The sequence below is a fragment of the Modicisalibacter tunisiensis genome (genome assembly GCF_020148005.1).
GTDB classification, from domain to species: domain Bacteria; phylum Pseudomonadota; class Gammaproteobacteria; order Pseudomonadales; family Halomonadaceae; genus Modicisalibacter; species Modicisalibacter tunisiensis.
In genome coordinates this window covers 568671-588545 of record NZ_JAGXFD010000001.1, presented here as the reverse complement: position 1 = coordinate 588545, position 19875 = coordinate 568671, and the positions used below count along the sequence as shown (strand labels likewise).

At 68.0% G+C, this 19875-nt stretch carries 23 protein-coding genes; 21 read left to right on the top strand and 2 right to left on the bottom strand.

The window, feature by feature from the left end; genetic code table 11:
• Positions 1-14: 14 nt before the first annotated feature.
• Positions 15-989: an octaprenyl diphosphate synthase gene (gene ispB / locus KGQ91_RS02755; RefSeq protein WP_163650583.1), complete on the bottom strand. Its 975-nt coding sequence runs from the start codon at positions 987-989 to the stop codon at positions 15-17.
• Between the two features lie 341 nt (positions 990-1330).
• On the opposite strand from ispB, the gene rplU reads away from it, so the two are divergent.
• From rplU to KGQ91_RS02670, 16 genes are all read left to right on the top strand, one after another.
• Positions 1331-1642, top strand: a complete 312-nt coding sequence (gene rplU, locus KGQ91_RS02750; protein ID WP_163650584.1) for a 50S ribosomal protein L21 — start codon at positions 1331-1333, stop codon at positions 1640-1642.
• Between the two features lie 36 nt (positions 1643-1678).
• On the top strand, positions 1679-1936 hold the full coding sequence (rpmA, locus tag KGQ91_RS02745; RefSeq protein WP_163650585.1) for a 50S ribosomal protein L27: 258 nt from the start codon (positions 1679-1681) through the stop codon (positions 1934-1936).
• Between the two features lie 98 nt (positions 1937-2034).
• Entirely contained in the window at positions 2035-3231 is a 1197-nt protein-coding gene (gene cgtA / locus KGQ91_RS02740) for an Obg family GTPase CgtA (RefSeq protein ID WP_163650586.1), read from the top strand.
• A gap of 57 nt (positions 3232-3288) precedes the next feature.
• Positions 3289-4431 (top strand): glutamate 5-kinase, encoded by a 1143-nt coding sequence (gene proB / locus KGQ91_RS02735; protein WP_163650587.1) that lies wholly within the window; start codon positions 3289-3291, stop codon positions 4429-4431.
• 396 nt (positions 4432-4827) lie between these two features.
• A complete protein-coding gene (gene rpsT / locus KGQ91_RS02730) occupies positions 4828-5094 on the top strand; it encodes a 30S ribosomal protein S20 (RefSeq protein WP_163650588.1) in 267 nt (88 codons plus the stop codon).
• A gap of 136 nt (positions 5095-5230) precedes the next feature.
• Positions 5231-6883 carry a murein biosynthesis integral membrane protein MurJ gene (murJ, locus tag KGQ91_RS02725; protein WP_163650589.1) on the top strand — a complete coding sequence of 551 codons (1653 nt, stop codon included), beginning with the start codon at positions 5231-5233 and terminating at the stop codon, positions 6881-6883.
• Positions 6884-6946: 63 nt separating this feature from the next.
• Positions 6947-7996 carry a bifunctional riboflavin kinase/FAD synthetase gene (ribF, locus tag KGQ91_RS02720; RefSeq protein WP_163650590.1) on the top strand — a complete coding sequence of 350 codons (1050 nt, stop codon included), beginning with the start codon at positions 6947-6949 and terminating at the stop codon, positions 7994-7996.
• A 9-nt stretch (positions 7997-8005) separates the two neighbouring features.
• Positions 8006-10840, top strand: coding sequence for an isoleucine--tRNA ligase (ileS, locus tag KGQ91_RS02715; protein ID WP_224420193.1), 2835 nt, complete (start codon positions 8006-8008; stop codon positions 10838-10840).
• A 51-nt stretch (positions 10841-10891) separates the two neighbouring features.
• The gene (gene lspA, locus KGQ91_RS02710) at positions 10892-11401 is read left to right on the top strand and encodes a signal peptidase II (RefSeq protein ID WP_163650592.1); all 510 of its coding nucleotides are present in this window, start codon (positions 10892-10894) and stop codon (positions 11399-11401) included.
• 25 nt (positions 11402-11426) lie between these two features.
• Entirely contained in the window at positions 11427-11876 is a 450-nt protein-coding gene (gene fkpB / locus KGQ91_RS02705; protein ID WP_163650593.1) for an FKBP-type peptidyl-prolyl cis-trans isomerase, read from the top strand.
• 55 nt (positions 11877-11931) lie between these two features.
• A complete protein-coding gene (gene ispH, locus KGQ91_RS02700) occupies positions 11932-12885 on the top strand; it encodes a 4-hydroxy-3-methylbut-2-enyl diphosphate reductase (protein ID WP_224420192.1) in 954 nt (317 codons plus the stop codon).
• Positions 12886-12991: 106 nt separating this feature from the next.
• A complete protein-coding gene (locus KGQ91_RS02690) occupies positions 12992-13417 on the top strand; it encodes a type IV pilin protein (RefSeq protein ID WP_318010233.1) in 426 nt (141 codons plus the stop codon).
• Entirely contained in the window at positions 13404-13874 is a 471-nt protein-coding gene (locus tag KGQ91_RS02685) for a GspH/FimT family pseudopilin (RefSeq protein ID WP_224420191.1), read from the top strand. The genes KGQ91_RS02690 and KGQ91_RS02685 overlap by 14 nt, the downstream gene beginning before the upstream one ends.
• Entirely contained in the window at positions 13871-14335 is a 465-nt protein-coding gene (gene pilV, locus KGQ91_RS02680; protein WP_224420190.1) for a type IV pilus modification protein PilV, read from the top strand. The genes KGQ91_RS02685 and pilV (KGQ91_RS02680) overlap by 4 nt, the downstream gene beginning before the upstream one ends.
• Positions 14332-14910, top strand: coding sequence for a PilW family protein (locus KGQ91_RS02675; RefSeq protein ID WP_224420189.1), 579 nt, complete (start codon positions 14332-14334; stop codon positions 14908-14910). The genes pilV (KGQ91_RS02680) and KGQ91_RS02675 overlap by 4 nt, the downstream gene beginning before the upstream one ends.
• Positions 14907-15914 carry a pilus assembly PilX family protein gene (locus KGQ91_RS02670; protein WP_224420188.1) on the top strand — a complete coding sequence of 336 codons (1008 nt, stop codon included), beginning with the start codon at positions 14907-14909 and terminating at the stop codon, positions 15912-15914. Before KGQ91_RS02675 ends, KGQ91_RS02670 begins: the two co-directional genes overlap by 4 nt.
• Before the next feature lie 49 nt (positions 15915-15963).
• On the opposite strand, the gene KGQ91_RS02665 is transcribed toward KGQ91_RS02670, so the two are convergent.
• Positions 15964-16506, bottom strand: a complete 543-nt coding sequence (locus KGQ91_RS02665) for a GspH/FimT family pseudopilin (protein WP_224420187.1) — start codon at positions 16504-16506, stop codon at positions 15964-15966.
• 74 nt (positions 16507-16580) lie between these two features.
• Here KGQ91_RS02665 and pilV (KGQ91_RS02660) point away from each other — a divergent pair, with 74 nt between their 5' ends.
• The 5 genes from pilV (KGQ91_RS02660) to thiO all read left to right on the top strand — a co-directional run bounded on the left by pilV (KGQ91_RS02660) (position 16581) and on the right by thiO (position 19872).
• Positions 16581-17045: a type IV pilus modification protein PilV gene (gene pilV, locus KGQ91_RS02660; protein ID WP_224420186.1), complete on the top strand. Its 465-nt coding sequence runs from the start codon at positions 16581-16583 to the stop codon at positions 17043-17045.
• Positions 16990-17745: a PilW family protein gene (locus KGQ91_RS02655; RefSeq protein ID WP_224420185.1), complete on the top strand. Its 756-nt coding sequence runs from the start codon at positions 16990-16992 to the stop codon at positions 17743-17745. The genes pilV (KGQ91_RS02660) and KGQ91_RS02655 overlap by 56 nt, the downstream gene beginning before the upstream one ends.
• Positions 17742-18314: a pilus assembly PilX family protein gene (locus KGQ91_RS02650; protein WP_224420184.1), complete on the top strand. Its 573-nt coding sequence runs from the start codon at positions 17742-17744 to the stop codon at positions 18312-18314. Before KGQ91_RS02655 ends, KGQ91_RS02650 begins: the two co-directional genes overlap by 4 nt.
• A gap of 29 nt (positions 18315-18343) precedes the next feature.
• The gene (locus KGQ91_RS02645; protein ID WP_224420183.1) at positions 18344-18721 is read left to right on the top strand and encodes a type IV pilin protein; all 378 of its coding nucleotides are present in this window, start codon (positions 18344-18346) and stop codon (positions 18719-18721) included.
• Positions 18722-18789: 68 nt separating this feature from the next.
• On the top strand, positions 18790-19872 hold the full coding sequence (gene thiO, locus KGQ91_RS02640) for a glycine oxidase ThiO (RefSeq protein WP_224420182.1): 1083 nt from the start codon (positions 18790-18792) through the stop codon (positions 19870-19872).
• Positions 19873-19875: the final 3 nt, after the last annotated feature.

The window sequence follows — 19875 nt, the reverse complement described above, 5'->3', positions numbered from 1 at the left end:
GGCAACCCCCTGATTCAGGCTTTGCGTTCGACGGCCAGGTGCGCCAGGGTCGCGAGGGTGTCGCGATAGCGGCTGGCGGGCAGTGCCTCGAGCTGGGCCAGCGCCCTGGCGGCCATGTCCTCGGCGCGCTGGCGGGTGTAGTCCAGCGCGCCGGTCTCGTCGATGATCGCCAGCACCTCGTCGAGCGAATCGAGCCCGCCCTTGCGGATCGCCTTGCGGATCAGCGCGGCCTGTTCGGCGTTGCCCTCGCGCATGGCGTGGATCAGCGGCAGGGTCGGCTTGCCCTCGGCGAGATCGTCGCCGACGTTCTTGCCCATGGTGCCGGCGTCGCCCTGGTAGTCGAGCAGGTCGTCGATGAGCTGGAAGGCCAGGCCCAGATGGCGGCCGTAGAGGCGCAGGGCCTCCTCCTGCTCCGGCGTGGCGCCGGCGAGCACGGCGCCGCTGTGGGAGGCGGCCTCGAAGAGCATCGCCGTCTTGCCGGTGATGGTCTCGAAGTAGGCGGCCTCGTCGACGTCGGGATTGCCGACGTTGGTCAGCTGCAGGACTTCGCCTTCGGCGATGGTACAGGTGGCCGCGGAGAGGATCTGCATGACCCGCATCGAGCCGATCTCGACCATCATCTGGAACGAGCGCGAGTAGAGGAAGTCGCCGACCAGCACCGAGGGGGCGTTGCCCCAGTTCTCGTTGGCGGTGGTGCGGCCGCGTCGCAGGCTCGACTCGTCGACCACGTCGTCGTGGAGCAGCGTCGAGGTGTGCATGAACTCGATCAGCGTGGCCAGGCGGATGTGGGCGTCGCCGGCGTAGTCCAGCGCGCGTGCGGACAGGAGTACCAGCAGCGGGCGCAGGCGCTTGCCGCCGCTGTCGATGATGTACTGGCCGATGGTCTCGACGAGCGGTACCCGCGAGTGCAGCTGGTCGAGGACCGTGCGATCGACGGCGGCGAAATCCTCGGCCACCGCGGCATGAATGGGCGATGCGTTGGGTTGCATGTCGTGGGCTGTGGTCCTGGAGTTGGGGCCCGGCAAGCGCCGGGCGCTGGCCGAGGGCGTCGTCGTGAAACGGACGAGGCTCTGAGCGCCCGGCAAGCGTGCGGCAGTCGAACCCGGGGCCGGCCTAGGCTTGTCGCTATGCTATGAGGGGGGGGTGGGGGGCGTCAAGGCGAGGCGCCGTGCGGCGTGGCGCCCGATCGAGCCTCTTGCCGCCGTGGTCGGCGACGGTTATAATCCGCGACCCTACTCATCATGCTCCCTGTCAGATGGCTGCCGGAAGGGGCGCCACTCGCCGCAGGTCGATGAAGAGCCCATCCCCCGATGAGTGTCTGGAGAGCAACATGTACGCTGTTATCAAGAGTGGCGGTAAGCAGTACCGCGTCCAGGAAGGCCAGACCCTGAAGCTCGAGAAGCTTGAAGTGGCCACCGGCGACAGCCTCGATTTCGACCAGGTGCTGCTGGTCGCCGACGGCGACGACGTCAAGGTCGGCGCGCCGCTGGTCGACGGTGCCAAGGTGACCGCCGAAGTCGTGTCCCACGGTCGTGGCGAGAAGGTCAACATCCTCAAGTTCCGTCGTCGCAAGCACTCCATGCGTCGTCAGGGCCACCGTCAGTGGTTCACGGAAGTCAAGATCACCGGGATCTCCGCGTAAGCGGCAGTACTCCCCCGAACGAGCGAGGTATTTGCAATGGCTCACAAGAAGGCAGCCGGTAGTACGCGCAACGGCCGCGACTCCGAATCCAAGCGTCTGGGTGTCAAGCTGTTCGGTGGCCAGGCCGTCGCGCCGGGCAACATCATCGTGCGTCAGCGCGGCACCCGGTTCCACGCCGGTACCGGCGTCGGCATCGGCAAGGACCACACCTTGTTCGCCCTGGACGAAGGCGTGGTCAAGTTCGAGACCAAGGGTCCGAAGAACCGCAAGTTCGTGAGCGTCGTCTCCGCCTGAGACCGTCGCGAATCGACGCAGGAAGGCCTCGCCATCCGGCCCCGCCATGGCGGGGCCTTCTTGTATCATGACGGCCTGTGCCGTCGGGAGAGTGTCCAATGCAATTCGTCGACGAAGCATCGATCATCGTGGAGGCCGGCAACGGCGGCAAGGGCTGCCTGAGCTTCCGCCGCGAGAAGTTCGTGCCCAAGGGCGGGCCGGACGGCGGCGACGGCGGCCACGGCGGCAGTGTCTACCTGATCGGCGACGACGCGCTGAACACCCTGATCGATTTCAAGTATCAGCGCTTCTACAAGGCCCCCAACGGTCAGCCGGGGCAGGGCCGCCAGATGAGCGGCAAGGCCGGCGACGACCTGCACGTCAAGGTGCCGGTGGGCACCACGGTGATCGACGAGGATACCCTCGAGGTGATCGCCGATGTCACCGAGTCCGGTCAGGTTGTGCTGGTCGCCCAGGGCGGGCGTCGCGGGCTGGGCAATATCCACTTCAAGTCCTCGACCAATCGCGCGCCGCGCAAGACCACGCCGGGCACGCCGGGCGAGCGGCGCAACCTGCGTCTGGAAATGAAGGTGATGGCCGATGTCGGCCTGCTGGGCATGCCCAATGCCGGCAAGTCGACGCTGATCCGCGCCGTGTCGGCCGCCAAGCCCAAGGTCGCCAACTACCCGTTCACCACGCTGGTGCCCAACCTCGGGGTGGTCAAGCTGGGCACCCATGAGCACTTCGTGATGGCCGACGTGCCGGGGCTGATCGAGGGCGCCTCCGACGGCGCCGGGCTGGGGCTGCGCTTTCTCAAGCACCTGACCCGCACGCGGCTGCTGCTGCACGTGGTCGATGTGGCGCCGTTCGACGAGTCCGACCCGGTCGAGTCGGCCCGGGCCATCGCCCGCGAGCTCGAGCAGTTCTCGCCGGCCCTGGCCGAGCGGCCGCGCTGGCTGGTGCTCAACAAGCTCGACCTGCTGCCCGAGGACGAGCGCGAGGCACGCGCCGAGGCGATCGTCGCGGCGCTGGCCTGGGAAGGACCGGTGTTCCGCATCTCGGCGATCGCCGCCGAGGGGACGCGGCCGCTGGTGGAGGCGGTGCACCGCTGGCTGACCGACCAGCGCATCCTCGAGACCGAGGACGAGGTGGTCGCTGAGCGCGAGCGCGAGATGCGCGCACGCATGGAGGCCGAGGCGGTGGCGCGCGCCGAGTCGCGGTTGAGCCGCAAGCGCAAGCCGGCCCGCGAGGACGTGGACGACGATGACGACTTCGACGACGACGATTACGATGTCGAGGTCGAGTACGCCCCCTGAGGCGACGGGTGCCTGTCGGGCGCCCCGGGCCGGGACAGCAGTGGAGTCGAGGAGAGGATGCAGAGCAACGACGAGCGGGCGCCGGGACGCGAGGCGCTGACCGGCGCGCGGCGCGTGGTGGTGAAGATCGGCAGCGCGCTGCTGACCGATGACGGTCGCGGCCTCGACGAGCCGGCCATCGGCGGCTGGGTCGACCAGATCGCCGCGCTGCATGCACGCGGCATCGAGGTGGTGCTGGTCTCCTCCGGCGCGGTGGCGGCGGGCATGGCGCAGCTCGGCTGGAGCGTGCGTCCCTCGGCGGTCCACGAGCTGCAGGCCGCCGCGGCGGTGGGCCAGACCGGCCTGGCGCAGTGCTATCAGGGCCACTTCGCCCGTCACGAGCTGCGCAGCGCCCAGGTGCTGCTGACCCACGACGACCTGTCCAACCGCAAGCGCTACCTCAACGCGCGCTCCGCGCTGCGCACCCTGGTCGACCTGCGGGTGATCCCGGTGGTCAACGAGAACGACACCGTGGTCACCGACGAGATCCGCTTCGGCGACAACGACACCCTGGGCGCACTGGTGGCCAACCTGCTCGAGGCCGATGCCCTGGTCATCCTCACCGACCAGGAAGGGCTCTACGACGCCGACCCGCGCCACAACCCGCAGGCCGCGCTGATTCCCGAGGGGCGCGCCGACGACCCGCGGCTGGCGGCGATGGCCGGCGGCGGCGGCGTGCTGGGGCGTGGCGGCATGACCACCAAGATCCGCGCGGCCCGGCTGGCGGCGCGCTCCGGGGCGGTGACGGCGATCGCCGGCGGCCGCCAGGCGGACGTGCTGACCCGGCTGATCGACGGCGAGCGGCTGGGCACGCTGCTGCGGCCCGAGCACGCGCCGCTGGCCGCGCGCAAGCGCTGGCTCGCCGGGCAGTTGAAGGTGCGCGGCACCCTGACCCTGGATGCCGGCGCGGTGAGCGTGCTGCGCGATCGCGGCTCGAGCCTGCTGCCGGTGGGCGTGCGGGCCGTCGAGGGGCATTTCGTGCGCGGCGACATGGTGGTCTGTGTCGACGAGCAGGGCGAGCGGGTGGCCAAGGGGCTGGTCAACTACGGCAGCGATGCGGCGGCGCGCCTGCTCGGCCAGCCGAGCCACCAGATCGAGGCGATCCTCGGCTACATGGAAGCCCCGGAGCTGATCCATCGCGACAACCTGGTGGTGCTGTAGCGGTATACCCCCCCCATCAGGTGTTCACGGGCGCTCCCTCCGGCCAGTCGGAGCAAGCCAGGCTGGCCGGCCTGCCGGAGTAGTCTGTGGGAGGGGATTCATCCCCGACAACGGCGGCCCGGTGGCGGCTTCATCGCGACTGAAGTCGCTCCCACGGCCTGGCTGGCCCTCGCCCGCCGACTTTTCGGATAGCCCCGCCGGCCGGAAGTGTGCCGCGGGACTCGACTCAGGCACCGCGCGGGCTGTGGCAAGCCCCGGGGCGCCGTGCTAGAATGCCGCATCCTCTCAGACATGGCCCGTGGTTGTTGAGCGGCCAAACCGCTTCGGCGGATCCGAAGAGTCGAAGCCGGTCAAAGACTTATCTACCGAATTTAGCGATTCTCCAAGGAGATTACGGTGGCGAATACCAAGCAAGCCCAGAAGCGCGCGCGCCAGGCGGAACAGCGTCGCAAGCACAACGCCAGCCAGCGCAGCATGGTGCGGACCTACGTCAAGCGTGTGATCAAGGCGATCCAGACCGGCGATCACGCCCAGGCCATGGACGCGTTCAAGGCGGCGCAGCCGGTCATCGACCGCATCGCCGACAAGGACGCGCTGTCCAAGAAGAAGGCGGCCCGCATCAAGAGCCGTCTCAACAAGCGGATCAAGGCGCTGGCGGCCTGAGCCGGTGTCGCTGAGCCGATGACCGTCGGCGCGCCCGACGGTCACGGGTTCTCGAAAAACCGGCTACGGCCGGTTTTTTTGTGCGTGCCACCCGCGTGCGTGCCGCCGGTGGCGTGAGGGTCAGCAAGGAGGCGTGATGGCCGAGCAGCAAGCCCAGTCCGGTCGCCGCGTGACCGCCGATGACGTCACCGGCGTCTCGCCCGCCGCGGGTGACGGCGGCCCCGAGTCGGCCCCGGGCAGGGCGGCATCGCGTCGCGGGGGGCTGCTGCGCTCGGGGCTGGTGGTCAGCGTGATGACCATGATCTCGCGGGTGATGGGGCTGGTGCGCGACGTGACCATCGCCGCGCTGTTCGGGGCCGGCAGCGGCGCCGATGCCTTCTTCGTGGCGTTCAAGATCCCCAACTTCATGCGCCGGCTGTTCGCCGAGGGGGCCTTCAACCAGGCCTTCGTGCCGGTGCTCTCCGAGTACGCCACGCAGCGTACCCGCGAGGAGGTGCGCGAACTGCTCGATGCGGTCTCGGGGAGCCTGACGCTGGTCCTGGCCCTGCTCACCGCCCTGGCGATGCTGGCCGCGCCCTGGCTGGCCTGGCTGTTCGCGCCGGGCTTCGGCCGCGATCCCGAGAAGCTGGCGCTGACCGCCGACATGCTGCGGCTGACGTTTCCCTACCTGCTGCTGATCTCGCTGACGGCGTTTTCCGGCAGCGTGCTCAATACCTGGAATCGCTTCGCCGTACCGGCCTTCACCCCGGTGCTGCTCAACCTGGTGCTGATCGGCGCCGCGGTGTGGCTGACCCCGTGGATGGCGGTGCCGTCGATGGCCCTGGCCTGGGGGGTGCTGATCGCCGGGGCGGCCCAGCTGGCCTTTCAGGTGCCGTTCCTGGCGCGTCAGGGGCTGCTGCCGCGGCCCTGGCCGCGCTTTCGCCATCCCGGCGTGCGGCGCGTCCTGTGGCTGATGGCGCCGGCCCTGTTCGGGGTCTCGGTGTCGCAGGTCAATCTGCTGCTGGATACCGTGCTGGCCTCGCTGCTCGCCTCGGGGAGCGTGTCGTGGCTCTACTATTCGGATCGCCTGGTGGAGCTGCCGCTGGGGGTGTTCGGTGTGGCGATCGGCACGGTGATCCTGCCGGCGCTGTCCAAGCGCCATGCCGAGCAGTCCCGCGAGCATTTCGCGAAGATGCTCGACTGGTCGCTGCGCGCCGTGCTGCTGCTGGGCCTGCCGGCGGCGCTGGCGCTGGTGGTGCTCGCCGAGCCGCTGCTGGTCAGCCTGTTCCACTACGGGGCGATGACCGACCACGACATCGTCATGGCGTCGAGGAGCCTGCGCGCCTATGCGCTGGGGCTGGTGGCCTTCATGCTGATCAAGGTCCTGGCGCCGGGCTACTTCGCCCGCCAGGACACTGCCACGCCGGTGAAGATCGGCATCGTCGCCATGGTCGCCAACATGGCCTTCAACCTGGCGCTGATCCTGCCGCTGGCGCATGCCGGGCTGGCGCTGGCCACCTCGGCGTCGGCCTTCGTCAATGCCGGGTTGCTGGCCCGGGGGTTGCGCCGGCGCGGCGTGCTGGTCTTCCAGCCCGGCTGGGGGCGCTATGCCTTGCAGCTGACGGGCGGTTGCGCCCTGATGGTGGGCGGGCTGTGGTGGCTGTCGCCGGACTGGCATGTGTGGCTCGACTGGAGTGTCTGGCGCCGCGCGGCCTGGCTCGCGGCCCTGGTGGTCGGCGGGGCCGCGACCTACTTTGCCTGGCTGTGGGCGACCGGGGTGCGCCTGCGTGACTTTCGCCTGCAGGGGTGATGGCGGCTGTCAAGCCCCATCCCCTTCGTTATAATCGACGATTTGATGATGCCCGAGCGACGTATGCAACTGATCCGCGGTCTGCACAATCTGAAAGCGCATCACCGGGGATGCGTGGCGACCATCGGCAACTTCGATGGCGTGCATCGCGGTCATCAGGCGATCCTCGACCAGCTGCGCGACCGGGCGCGGGCGCTGGCGCTGCCGGTGACCGTGGTGATCTTCGAGCCGCAGCCACGCGAGTACTTCGCCGGCGACCAGGCGCCGCCGCGGCTGACCCGGCTGCGCGACAAGGTGCGCCTGCTCGCCGAGCACGGCGCCGAGCGCATCGTCTGCCTGCCCTTCAACGAGGCGCTGCGCAGCCTGACCGCCCGGGCCTTTGTCGATCGCGTGCTGCTCGAGGGGCTGGGCGTGCGCCATCTGGTGGTGGGCGACGACTTCCGCTTCGGCTGCGATCGGCGCGGGGACTTCGCCCTGCTGCGCGAGATCGGCGAGCAGGAAGGCTTCGGGGTCGAGCACACCCGGACCTTCCTGCTCGACGACGAGCGGGTCTCCAGCACCCGCATCCGCACGCTGCTGGCCAGCGGCAACTTCTACCAGGCCGCACGGCTGCTGGGGCGGCCCTATCGCTTCATCGGCCGGGTCGTCGCCGATCGCCAGCTGGGGCGCACCATCGGCGTGCCCACCGCCAACGTGCCGCTGCTGCCCGGGCCGCTGGCCCTGCGCGGGGTCTATGCGGTGCTGACCCGGCTCGCCGACGGGCGCTGCCTGCCGGGGGTGGCGAACGTCGGCTGGCGGCCCACGGTCGGGGCCTCGCGCCCGGTGCTGGAGGTGCATCTGTTCGATGTCGACGAGGACCTCTACGGCCAGGTGATCGAGGTGCTGCCCTGCGCCCGGCTGCGCGGCGAGCTGACCTTCGACGGCCTCGAGGCGCTCAAGCACCAGATCACCCTCGACCAGGCGCGCGCGCGGGCCTACTTTCGTCAACACGCCGTCGCCTCGGGGCATGACGGCGGGGCGTGTCTCTCCGAGCTGGCCTCGGCGCCGCTGGCGCCGGGTTCCACGACTTCCGATTTCCCGGCGGATGCGTCCGCCGACAACGATGACGGCTGACCCAAGGCTATGAGCGACTACAAGCACACTCTCAACCTGCCAGAAACCGACTTCCCGATGCGCGGCAATCTGCCCAAGCGGGAACCGGCGCGCCTCCAGCGCTGGCAGGAGCTCGATCTCTACCAGCGCCTGCGCGAGGCGGGGCGGGATCGCCAGTCCTTCGTGCTGCACGATGGCCCTCCGTATGCCAACGGCAGCATTCACATCGGGCATGCCGTCAACAAGATCCTCAAGGACATCATCATCAAGGCCAAGGGGCTGGCCGGTTTCGACGCGCCCTACGTGCCGGGCTGGGACTGCCACGGGCTGCCCATCGAGCACAAGATCGAGACGCTGCACGGCAAGCACCTGCCGCCGGACGAGGCGCGCGCGCTGTGCCGCGAGTACGCCGCCGAGCAGATCGACGGCCAGCGCAAGGACTTCGTGCGCCTGGGCGTGGTGGGCGACTGGGCGCATCCGTACCGCACCATGGATTTCGCCAACGAGGCGGGCGAGGTACGCGCGCTGGCCGAGATGGTCCGCCACGGCTACGTGTTCAAGGGCCTGAAACCGGTCAACTGGTGTTTCGACTGCGGCTCGGCGCTGGCCGAGGCCGAGGTCGAGTACGCCGACAAGAAGTCCGACGCCATCGACGTGGCCTTCGCCGCCGATGACCCCGCGGCGCTGGCCGAGGCCTTCGGTCTCGACGCCCTGAGCAAGCCGGCGGCGGTGGTGATCTGGACCACCACGCCCTGGACCATCCCCGCCAACCAGGCGCTCAACGTGCACCCCGAGGTGGACTACGCGCTGGTCGATACCGGCGAGCGGCTGCTGGTGCTCGCCGAGGACCTGGTCGACAGCAGCCTCGAGCGCTTCGGGCTGAGCGGCGAGACGCTGGCCACCACCACCGGGGCGCGCCTCGAGAACCTGCGTTTCCGTCATCCGTTCTACGATCGCCTGTCGCCGGTGTACCTGGGCGACTACGTGGCCACCGACGCGGGGACCGGCATCGTCCACTCGGCGCCGGCCTACGGCGAGGACGACTTCGTCACCTGCCGTGCCTACGGCATGGAGTTCGACGAGATCCGCAACCCGGTGCAGAGTGACGGCGTCTACGCCGACGATCTGCCGTTCTTCGGCGGCCAGTTGATCTGGAAGGCCAACCCGCAGATCGTCGCCAAGCTGGAGGAAGTCGGGGCGCTGCTCGCCCACGAGAAGATCACCCACAGCTACATGCACTGCTGGCGCCACAAGACGCCGGTGATCTACCGCGCCACCGCGCAGTGGTTCGTGGGCATGGACATTCGCGGCGAGGACGGCAAGACCCTGCGCGAGCGAGCCCTGGAAGGCATCGAGGCCACCCAGTTCATTCCGGCCTGGGGCAAGGCACGGCTGCACAGCATGATCGCCAACCGGCCCGACTGGTGCATCTCGCGCCAGCGCAACTGGGGCGTGCCGATCCCGTTCTTCCTGCACAAGGCCACCGGCGAGCTGCACCCGCGCACGCTGGAACTGATGGAGGCCGTGGCACAGCGTATCGAGGCCGAGGGCATCGACGCCTGGTTCCGGCTCGACGCCGCCGAGCTGCTCGGCGACGAGGCCGCCGACTACGAGAAGACCACCGACACCCTCGACGTGTGGTTCGACTCCGGCACCACCCACTGGCACGTGCTGCGCGGCTCCCACGCCCTCGGCCATGCCCGGGGGCCGCGGGCCGACCTGTACCTGGAAGGTTCCGACCAGCATCGCGGCTGGTTCCACTCCTCGCTGCTCACCGGCTGCGCGATCGACGGCCATCCGCCCTACAAGGGGCTGCTGACCCACGGCTTCACCGTCGACGCCCACGGCCGCAAGATGTCCAAGTCGGTGGGCAACGTGATCGCCCCGCAGGAGGTGATGGACAAGCTGGGCGCCGACATCCTGCGCCTGTGGGTGGCCTCCACCGACTACTCGGGCGAGATGGCGGTCTCCGACGAGATCCTCAAGCGCACCGCCGATGCCTACCGGCGCATCCGCAACACCGCGCGCTTCCTGCTCGCCAACCTCAACGGCTTCGACCCGGCGCGTGACGCCGTGGCCTTCGACGATCTGCTGGCGCTGGACCAGTGGGTGATCGACCGTGCCGCGCAGCTGCAGTCACGCATCGAGACGGCCTACGCCGAGTACCGCTTCCTCGAGGTCTACCAGCAGGTGCATACCTTCTGCTCGCGGGAGCTGGGCGGCTTCTACCTGGACGTGATCAAGGATCGCCAGTACACCACCCAGGCCGACTCGCTGGCACGGCGCAGCTGCCAGACCGCGCTGTATCACGTGGTCGAGGCGCTCGCGCGCTGGGTGGCGCCGATCCTGAGCTTCACCGGCGAGGAGATCTACGAGCACATCCCCGGCGAGCGTCGCGAGAGCGTGCTGCTCGAGACCTTCTACGCCGGCCTGGCGACCCTCGACGACGGCGCCGCGTTCGGTCGCGAGTTCTGGGAGCGGGTGCTGCAGGTCAAGCAGGCGGTCAACAAGTGCCTGGAGGACGCCCGCAACGCCAAGCGCATCAAGAGCGGGCTGTCCGCCGAGGTCACCCTCTACGCCGCCGACGACCTGCGCGAGACGCTGGGCCGGCTGGGCGACGAGCTGCGCTTCGTGCTGCTGACCAGCGAGGTGCATCTGGCCTCGCGGGACGCCGCCGGCGACGCCGCCGAGGCCACCGAGCTGGAGGGGCTGGCCGTGGCGGTGGCGGCCAGCGCGCATGCCAAGTGCGAGCGCTGCTGGCACCATCGCCCGGACGTCGGCACGCATGCCGAGCATCCGGACCTGTGCGGGCGCTGCATCAGCAACCTGCCGGACGGCCCCGGCGAGGTTCGCCGCTATGCCTGAGGCGGGCGCGGCAATCGAGTCCAGGGGGATTTCCTCGTGAAGGAGCAGGCGATGACGCGTCGCGAAGGCGAGGCCGTGCCCATGCGGCAACCGTTGCGCTGGCTGCTGCTGTCGGCGCTGGTGATCATCCTCGACCTGGGCAGCAAGCTGCTGGCCAGTGCGCTGCTGACCTACGCCCGGCCGGTCGAGGTGCTGCCGGTGTTCAACCTGACCCTGCTGCACAATCCCGGCGCGGCGTTCAGCTTCCTGGCCGGCCACGACGGCTGGCAGCGCTGGCTGTTCGCGCTGATCGCGGTCGGGGCCAGCGCGGGCCTGACCGTGTGGCTGACCCGCCTGAAGCGCGGCGAGACCTGGCTGGCCGCCGCGCTGGCGCTGATCATCGGCGGCGCCCTGGGCAATCTCTACGACCGGCTGGTGCACGGCTACGTGGTGGACTTCCTGTCCTTCCACTGGGGAAGCCACTACTTCCCCGCCTTCAACCTGGCCGATACCGCGATCACCCTGGGGGCGCTGGGGCTGATCGTCGAATCCCTGCGTGACGCCCGGCGCGCCCGGGCGTGACATTCTGCATAGCGAGTCTGCGAGCATGAGCGACTATCGGATCGGTGACGGCATGGAAGTCACCCTGCACTTCACCCTCGAACTCGAGGACGGCACGGTGGTTGATTCCACCCGAGACAAGCAGCCGGCCACCTTCCAGGTGGGCGACGGCAACCTGCCGCCGGGCTTCGAGCAGCCCATCCAGGGGATGGCCGCCGGCGAGTCGGGGCGCTTCACCATCACCCCCGAGCACGGTTTCGGCCAGCACAACCCGCAGAACGTGCAGTCGATCCCTCGCGACAGCTTCGAGGACACCGACGAGCTGGAGGAAGGGCTGGTGATGTCCTTCGCCGACCCGGCCGGCGGCGAGCTGCCGGGGGTGATCGCCGAGATCGGCGAGAAGCGCGTCGAGGTCGACTTCAACCATCCGCTGGCGGGGCGTACCCTGACCTTCGCGGTGGAGGTGATCGACGTGCGTCCCGCCACGACTCATTGACCATCCCCGCTGTCCCATTTCTTCACGATACGCGGCGTATCAAGCGAGGCCCTTCATGCAGATCAAGCTGGCCAACCCCCGCGGCTTCTGTGCCGGCGTCGATCGCGCCATCGACATCGTCGACCGGGCGCTCGACGTGCTCGGCCCGCCCATCTACGTGCGCCACGAGGTGGTGCACAACCGCTACGTGGTGGAAAGCCTGCGCGAGCGGGGCGCCATCTTCGTCGACGAGCTCGACGAGGTGCCCGACGACGTCACCGTGATCTTCTCCGCCCACGGTGTCTCGCGCGCCGTGCAGCAGGAGGCCGAGCGCCGCGGGCTCAAGGTCTTCGACGCCACCTGCCCGCTGGTCACCAAGGTGCACATGGAAGTGCTGCGCTACGCGCGGCGCGGCCAGGAGTGCATCCTGATCGGCCATGCCGGCCATCCCGAGGTGGAGGGCACCATGGGCCGCTACGACACCTCGTACGGCGGCGCGATCTACCTGGTCGAGGACGAGGCGGACGTGGCGGCCCTCGAGGTGCGCGACCCCGAAAAGCTGGCCTTCGTCACCCAGACCACGCTGTCCATGGACGACACTGCCCGGGTGATCGATGCCCTGCGCGACAAGTTTCCCGCCATCGACGGGCCTCGCAAGGACGACATCTGTTACGCCACCCAGAATCGCCAGGACGCGGTGCGCGAGCTGGCCGAGGCGGCCGAGCTGGTGCTGGTGGTGGGCAGCGTCAACAGCTCCAACTCCAACCGCCTGCGCGAGCTGGCCGAGCGCATGGGCAGCACGGCGCGCCTGATCGACGACGCCAGGCAGATTGATCCGACCTGGCTCGAGGGCGTCGAGACCGTGGGCATCACCGCCGGTGCCAGTGCCCCCGAGGTGCTGGTGGAAGGCGTCGTCGCCCGGCTGCGCGAGCTGGGGGCAGAGGCGCCCGAGGAGCTGGTCGGCCAGGAGGAGACGATCACCTTCTCGATGCCCCGGGAGCTGCGCGAACGGGTCATCGCCAGCGGCTGAACGCGACCATTACCAGCTGTCGAAAGTCGGGCCGAGGCCCGACTTTTTTATGGATGCCGGGTGGCAGTCTGGCAGTATTGATACATAATGAAACGCTAGATAACGGATGAGTGACGTCATGCGGCGAAATGCCAGAGGGTTCACTCTGCTGGAAGTGATGATCGCCATGGTGATCGTCGCCATCCTGGCGGCGGTGGCCTATCCCAGTTACATCCGCCACGTTCAGGACGCCCGGCGCAACGAGGCCAAGACCGCACTGCTGGATACGGCGAATCAGCTGGAGCGGTGCTTTACCGAACACTACAGCTACCAGGCGGATGGTTGCCCAAGCGGCAGCACTTCGGCGGGCGACTATTACACGCTGACCATCATCACGCCCTCGGCTTCCAAGTACCGACTCGAGGCATCACCAAAGGCAGGGTCGGCGCAGGCCGGTGATCGTTGCGGCACCCTGACGCTGAACCAGACCGGCCAGCGCGACCTGGAGAATACAAGCGACATGGCGGACGGTGCCTCCTGTGACTGGCAGTAGGGGGATTGAGCGCGGCTTCACGCTGCTCGAGCTGATCGTGGTGCTGGCCATCGCCGCCATTCTGGCCGTCATCGCGGTGCCGGGATTCGATCGGCTGCTGGGCGACAACCGCCTGGCGGGCACCTACAACGAGATACTCGCCGGCGTGCGCTATGCGCGCAGTGCGGCCATCACGCGGCATACGGAGGTTTCCATGGTGCTCGAGATGACCGACTCGCAGAGCTGGCAACTATTCGTCAGGGAAAAGGATGCCGGAGATGAAAATCCTCTGTTGACGCGTATTGGTTCTCTGAATGGCCTTTCCATGTCCGGCGGGAGCGTGACGTTCGGCAAGCTGGGCGAACGCACCAATTGCGGCGACCCGTCGGGGGCCTGCGAGTTCGTGGTCACGAATAAAGCGACACAGGACAGTGCCGGGTTTTCCATTTCGAAGTCGGGGGGCATAAGCGCGCAATGACGGGCTTTCAGGGGGCCATAGCACAGAAAGCCGGCCGGCATGTCAGAGGCTTCTCGCTGATCGAGGCCCTGGTGGCGCTGCTGATCCTCGCCATCGGCCTGCTGGGCGTGGCGGGCATGCAGCTCAAGGCCCTGCAGAGCACGCATATGGGTTATCAACGGACCATTGCCACGCTGGCTGCTCAGGACCTGCAGGAAAGGCTCTGGCGAGGTTTGGCCGATGATTCCGCGTGTCCAGATCCAAGCTCCACGGACTGGAAAGCGCAAATGAAGGACAAGTGGGCGCCTGAGTGGGGACAGTGGCTTCCGGGAATTGGTGAAAACCCTGTAAGCCTGGGAGGCGGTAATTGCGTTTATGACATCTCTGTAAGCTGGGATGAAGGGCGTGCTACCCCCGACGAATCCAACCGTCAGGCTTTTGATTACACGGTACGCCTGCCGAACCTCGGGGAGGGTGCATGATACGCCAGGCGGGGCTGGGGCTGGTGGAGCTGATGGTGGCCCTGCTGATCGGTTCGCTGATTCTGCTGGGTGCCGGCGAGGTGTTCCAGCTGGTGCGGGGGCAGTTCGAGCGCATCAGTCAGTTGAGTCAACGTCAGGCGAACCTGAGTTTCTTTGCCAATCGGGTGCTGGGGGATATTCGCCGCGCCGACAGTGTCGACGTGTCGGGTACCGATCCCCTGACGCTGAGCATCGATGGCGAGTCGGTTGACTATCGGGTGGACGCGGATACCGAGCAGCTGCTGCGCAACGGGGAGGTCATGTTCGATGGCTTGGCCGATGAGGCAGGGGCTTTCGGCGTGACGTCTGCCGGAGATTCGACCTACCAGGTGACTCTGAATCTCGACCCCGGAGGCGCCGGCGATGCCGATCACTCGACCTTCACTTTTCTGGTAACCAACCGCGCTGCCGCGATCAAGGCCGCTCAGGAAAATGGCAATAGCCAGGGTGGGTCTCCCGGGTCATCGGGAGGCAATGGGTCAATATGTCAGGGACCGCCGTGGGGAAAAGGGGGGAAGCCCAAGGAGTGCAAATGAAACCAAGGTGTTATTCCCATCGGCAGGATGGAGCTGCATTGATCGTGGTGCTGATCCTGATGGTCATGGCCGCGATGCTGGCGACCACTGGGCTTCAGGGTGGGGTGACCAACGAAAAACTGGCCGGTAACTATCGTGCGGATGCGCTGGCGAAGATGGCGGCGGAAACCGTGGCTTCGTCCCGGATCACTCGCCTGGATGAATCCGCCGGCGAACAGGCCTGCCGGGAGATCATGGACGATGACCCTAGGCTTTCAGCATGGACGCAGGCGACCCTTTCCGGGGGCAGTGAAGAAAACCATCAACGGGCTTATTACACGGCCTGCAGGCTCGAGGGAGAGCCCGGTTACGCCATTGCCGGTGAGGCTGTCGATGCAGAGGGCGGGGTTCTGGCGAGGCATCGGGTCATCGTGGCCGGCACGGGCGGCGGGCCCGACTTCGATCCGCCCAGTGAACTCTCCGATTTCAGTATTCTCACGGGTGGGGCCCTGGTGATTCATGGACAGGATAACGTGGAAGGGGAGAAAAGAAGTGATTATGGCGTAAGCAATACGCCGGTTCCTGAGCTTGAATATATCGATGCTGTTAGACGTTATATGGGGAATGGTGCCGACTATTTACAGGGGTGTGCTGCCCGAGGTTCGTACGTATTCTGTGATTCCCAAAAAGGATTTGATGGAGACTTGACGGTTACTGATTCTGACTCAGAGAAGACCTTTGTTGTGGACGGCGCGGCAACAATTAAGCTGAAAACCAAACAAGATATTCGTGCCTCTTTTGTCTCATCGGGAAGCATGGTATTCAATGGCGCGAGCAAGACCCGGCTCGGTGGCCTGGTCTGGGTGGGTGGGGCTCTGATGATGAATGGTACCGGAAACTTTGCCATGAACGGCAGTGTCGTGGTAGGTGGTTCCGCTACTTTCAACGGCGGCTTGGATCTGACAGGGGCGGATCAGACCGACATGCTGACGGGAGACAATGGCATAACCTGGCAGGAATTCTAGTTTCGCTGCCTGCTGTCGCCGCAGCGACAACGCTCGAGCGGTTACCGCTTCAACCGCCACACTTCCCCTCATCGGCAGCGATCCGCTCGATGCGCAATCGTCCTCCCCGGCTCAGCACCAGCCGCCTTGCATCGCCTTTTCGCCCCGGCGGGCAGAGGTAGAAGCTGCCGATCTGGAAGGCCCCGCTCGCCCGCATCGAGTAGCCGTTGGGTGCATAGCGTACCTGCCGGGCCACCGGCCGGTTGGCGATAACATCCACATCGCCGGGCGGTGAAGGTTCCACGCGCAGGATAGGCTCGTCGGACGAGCGCTCGCCATCGCCATTGCGGTCCACGTAGATCCGCCAGCCGGTATTCCAGTCCCGTGGCTCACGACTTTCCACCAGCACCGGCGTGCCTCGGCGCACGGCTTCGCTGCGTGCGTAATGCAGGGCCTGGTAGAGCGTCTGGCTGGCCGCCTGCAGCCGCTGTGTCTGCAGCAGCCGTCCCATGGCCGGCCCGCCGATGCCGGCCCAGACCACCAGAATCGCCAGCACCACCAGCAGCTCGATCAGGGTGATGCCCTGCATGTGACGGCGTGTCGAACGGCACATTGAATTTGCACTTTTCATTATATTGTACTTTTCTTTATAAGTAGTTATTTCAATAACCGCAACAGGGTCTGCCGATGAACGCGATCCGCAATGCGGCCCGAGGGCGGTCGGGGCCAGCGAGGCTCAGCCTCGGCTTCAGCCTGATCGAGGTGCTGGTCACGCTCTTCATTCTGGCGTTCGGCCTGCTGGGGCTGGCGACCACGCAGATCCATGCCCTGCATGCCCAGCGGCGCGCCGAGGCGGAAGCGCTGGCCGTGCGCCACGCCGCCAACATGCTCGAACGCCTGCGTCTCGACCGCCGGGACGCCCTGGCGGGGGCCTTCGACAGCACCTGCGAGGGTGGAGGCGGTGGGGCGTCGGGGTTGCGGGCCTGGCGGCGTGCGGTGGCGGATACCCTGCCGGATGGCAAGGGCTGCGTGACGGTGAGCGGCGATACGGTGCTGGCCACCGCCCGGGTGGAAGTACAGTGGCGGGAGCGTGGCGATGCGGGAAACGAATCACGGCAGTCGCGACACGTCAGTCTGTCGACCCGGCTGTGAAACGGGCATTGGCGGTCGGCAGCGGGGCGTCAGCCTGGTCGAGCTGATGGTGGCGCTGGCCATCGGGCTGCTGGTGATGGCCGGGATGACCCGGTTGTTCATCGAGTATCAGGGGATATACCGGCTGCAGGCGTCCCTGTCGCGGATGCAGGAGGACGGCCGCTTCGCGCTGGACGTGATCGATCGCGAGCTGCGCAAGGCCGGGTATGCGCCGCGAACCGCGCCGGACGCCTTCCCGGCGGGAAACGGCTTCGCGGCGTCGGCCAGTGTCGCCGGCGACGACCACAGGCTGCGCGTGCGCTATCGCGGCAGTACTCGGGCGCCCCTGCAGAACTGCCTGGGCGGCTGGGTCGATCGCGATGCATCGGGTGTCACGCGGTTCACGGTGGGCGACGAGCCGGGACTGCGTTGTGCGGTGGGCGATCACTCGCCGCAGCCGCTGGAACACCATGTGGCGGCGATGGCCGTGCGCTACTTCGCGGCAGGGCGCTGGCGCCGCGCCGCCGGGGTGGGCGACTGGGCCGCGGTGACCGGCGTGCACGTCGAGCTGCTGCTGGTCTCGCGACAGGCCGGGCTGCTCGATGCGCCGCAGACCTACAGCTTCGATGGCAAGGCCGTGACGGCGACGGATCGGCGCCTGCGGCGCGTCTATGCCACCACCGTGCGCCTGCGCAATGTACCCCCGGAGACGGGCACATGAACGGCCGGGGCCAGCAGGGCATGACTCTGCTCATCGCCCTGATCCTGCTGATGGCGATGTCGCTGCTGGGCGTCAGCGCCTTGCAGGGTGCGTCGCTGCAGGCACGGATGGCCCACAGCGAGCTGGATCGCCAGGCGGCCTTCCAGGCCGCCTCGGCGGCGCTGATCGAGGCCGAATGGCTGCTGCAGAATGAGGCTTTCGATCCCGGTCGTTATGCACCGGCCTGCCCGGCGGGGCGCTGTCATGAGCCGCCGGCGTCGCCGGCAAGCTGGCGCGATGCCCGGTGGCGGAAGAACGGCATCGCCTACGGTACCAGCGGGGCTCCGGCACTCCCCGACCTGGCCGAGCCGCCGCGGCTGATCATCGACTACCGACGCAGCGAGTGCCCCGACCCGGACGCCGCCTGCCGGGCCACCTTCGTGATCGTCGCGCATGCCTGGGGACGGCGCGAGACCACGCGAAGCACGCTTCAGCGCCGTGTCGTCATGCCGCTGGCGGCGACGGCAGGGGCCTCGACCGACGCCTCCTCCCCACTCGTTCGCGAGGCCTGGCGGCCGGCCCGTCGCTGATCCCTGTTACCCCGAGAAGGAGCGCCATCATGCGTCGAGCCCGAGGCTTCACCCTGGTCGAGCTGGTCATCGTGGTGGCGATCGCCGGCATCCTCGCCGCGATTGCCGTGCCGGCCTACACGCAGCATCTGCGCGAGGCGCGACGCGACGACGCCCGGACGACGCTGATGCGGCTCGCCTACTGGATGGAACGCCACTACGCCCGCGAGGACAGCTATGCCGTCGAGGCACTGCCGTCGGCACTGACCGAGAGCGACGACTATGCCTTCTCGCTGCGCCAGGCGGATGACCGCCGCTTCGTGCTGGCGGCACGGCCGCAGGGAGCGCAGCGCAAGGATGCCTGCGGCGAGCTGACCCTGGACAGCGCCGGGCGTCGCGACGCCGAGGGCGGGGCGGCGTGCTGGTGAGCCGCGCTGCCGGCGACGGGTACGCATGGTAGATTGTGGGTCTGGCCAACGAAACGAAGAGTCCCATCGTGAATGAATTCCTGATCGTCGGCGGCGGTGTCATCGGCATGATGACGGCGCTGCAGCTGGCCGATGCCGGCCATGGGGTAACCCTGCTCGAGCGCGGCCGGTGTGGTCGCGAGGCCTCCTGGGCGGGCGGCGGCATCGTCTCGCCGCTCTATCCCTGGCGCTACACCCGGCCGATCTCGGCGCTGTCGCGCTGGTCGGAAGGCTTCTACCCGGAGCTGGCGCTGCGGCTGCTGGAGGAGACCGGCATCGATCCCGAGTATCGCCAGAAGGGGCTGCTGTACCTGGGCGTCGAGGACGAGGCGCGGGCGATGGACTGGGCGCGCGAGGTCGGCAAGCCGCTGGAGCGGGTCGACGCCGACTTCCTGTATCGCAAGGAACCGCAGGCGGCGCCGGGCTTTGGCGATGCGCTGTGGATGCCGACCCTCGGCAGCATCCGCAACCCGCGGCTGGGCCAGGCGCTGCGGGCGCGGCTGGCGGCCATGCCGCGGGTAACGCTCGAGGAGGACGTGACCGTCACCGGGCTGCGCGTCGCCGACGGGCGGGTCACGGGGGTGGACAGCGAGCAGGGGCGCTGGTCGGCCGAGCGGGTCATCGTCTGCGGCGGGGCGTGGAGCGCCGGCCTGCTGGCGAGCGCGGGCGTCGAGCTGCCGGTGCGTCCGGTGAAGGGGCAGATGATCCTGTTCAGGGCGCCGCCGGGGTTGGTGGAGCGGGTGGTGCTGCTCGACGGGCGCTACGTGATCCCGCGGGGCGACGGGCGGGTGCTGGCCGGCTCGACCCTCGAGGAAGCCGGTTTCGATACCTCGACCAGCGAGTCGGCGCGCGCCTCGCTGCGGGACAGCGCGATCCGCATCATTCCGGCGCTGGCCGACTGCGAGGTCGAGCACCACTGGGCGGGGCTGCGTCCCGGCTCGCCGGACGGGGTGCCGATGATCGGTGCGGTGCCGGGGCTCGCCAACCTCTACGTCAACGCCGGCCATTTCCGCAACGGTCTGGTGCTGGCGCCGGCGTCGACCCACCTGCTGGTGGACGAGCTGCTGGGACGGGAGCCGATCGTCGACCCCGCTCCTTACCGGCTGGGTTGAGCC